Annotated in this window: 1 protein-coding gene; it reads right to left on the reverse strand. The window is 61.1% G+C overall.

All coding sequences use genetic code 11. From position 1 onward, the window contains the following. Positions 1 to 91: 91 nt before the first annotated feature. The gene (locus WS96_RS11910) at positions 92 to 1,582 is read right to left on the reverse strand and encodes an ISNCY family transposase (protein ID WP_059832701.1); all 1,491 of its coding nucleotides are present in this window, start codon (positions 1,580 to 1,582) and stop codon (positions 92 to 94) included. Positions 1,583 to 1,687 lie beyond the last annotated feature (105 nt).

Here is a 1,687-nt window from a genome sequence, read left to right on the forward strand (position 1 = left end):
CATACCCGGATTCAGATGTCCACCTTCCAGCCATTTAAAAATGTCCGGTTTCAAGGTTGGTTTTGCAGCGTTTCTTTCTTCGCTTTAACCGTTACGCAGTGTCGAAGGTCGGCGCCTGCACGGGCAGGGCGCTTACGCTCGCTTCCTCAGCTTTTGCAGACCGACGGCCAGGTTTGTTTGGCGGCGCTGCGGTTTGACGACGTTGCGTCAGATCCACGATCACATGCTCGACGTCGGCCTGCGTGATCTTGCGCTGCTTCTTCTTACCCGGCTCTGCCTCGTTTCGGTTGGTCCGCGTCGAGTCGCCACGATGCGTTCGAGACGGCGCTTTACCGATTCGGCTGTTATCGCGTTGCGCCTGAAGCGCTTGCGCGACCTGCAGCACATGGCTCAAGCGCTTGTGCTCGACGACGGCACCCTGATCGATTTCAGCCAAACGATCGTACTGCCGGCAGCGCAACACGCGATCGTCAGCACGGAGCTCGATTCGTCCATCCGGGTACTCCCGCACCTCGATCTGCCGGTCGATCAACTTTCGGTTCTCCGGCGTGTCCTCCAGCAAGTACATCACCCGGTCGTATTGCACCGTCAGCGACTTCGTTACTTTCCGCGGCTCACGCCACGTCAGCACCACGTCCAGACTCTCGTCGGCCCGTAGCGGCCGATGTACATTGAAGTCGCTCTTCGGCGGCTTCGCGAAACGCGCGTTGTAGGCGGCCATGAAGGAGGGCGCGTAAGCGTTCGCGTCGGCCACCGTGTTGATCCCGCGCAATCGCATCTCCTTGACCAGCCGATCCTGCAACGTCAGGTGCGCTCGCTCGACGCGTCCCTTGGCCGAACTGCTGTTCGCACAGAACGTGTCGATGTTCAGCTCGTACATCGCGCGGCCGAATGGCGTCACGCGGTTGCCAGTCTTGCCCGGTGTCGAAACGCGGAAGACACTGGCCTTGTCGCTGTAGAACGCCCCAGGCTTACCGTGGCGCTCGATGTACGCTCGCGTCGCCTCGAAGTAGCTGAACGTCGACTCCGTCTGCGTGAAGTGCAGCATCATCAACCGGCTCGTCGCGTCGTCCACATACACCAGCAGCGTGCAGGCCGGCGCCCGGTTCTCGAACCATCGATGATCGCTGCCGTCGATCTGGATCAGTTCGCCCAGACACGCCCGGCGCGCACGTGGCTGATAGACCTTCGGCGGTCGTTGCCGGCGTGGAATCCACAAGCCAGCCTCCGTCATCAGCTTCCTGACCGTCTCCTTGGCCAGCCGAATGCCGTGACACTCCCAGAGCTTCTCGCAGGCCAGTGTCGGCCCGAAATCGGCGTAGCGATCTCGGATGATCGACAGCGCCCGGTCCACAATTACCTCGTCCAGCCGGTTGTTGCTGGGCTTCGCATACCGTCCCGACACAAGACCTTGAGGTCCGTGTTCCCGCAATCTGGCGACCAGTCGGCGAACCTGCCGGGTCGTCAGTTCCAACCGTTCCGCCGCACGCCATGGCTTGAGCTTGCCGTCCGCCACGTCCTGAATGACCTTGAATCGGTCCAGCTCGCGCATCGTCATCGTGATCCGTTCCGTTGCAGCCATCGCAGCCTCCGGCGCTGGATTGCCAGCGGTCGGTCAGCTTACGACGGGTCGAAAAACGGACATCTGAACTTAGCCGGAAGCGGACATTTGAACTTAGCTGCTACA

The sequence above is a fragment of the Burkholderia sp. MSMB1835 genome, from assembly GCF_001526365.1.
In the GTDB taxonomy this organism is placed as follows: Bacteria; Pseudomonadota; Gammaproteobacteria; order Burkholderiales; family Burkholderiaceae; genus Burkholderia.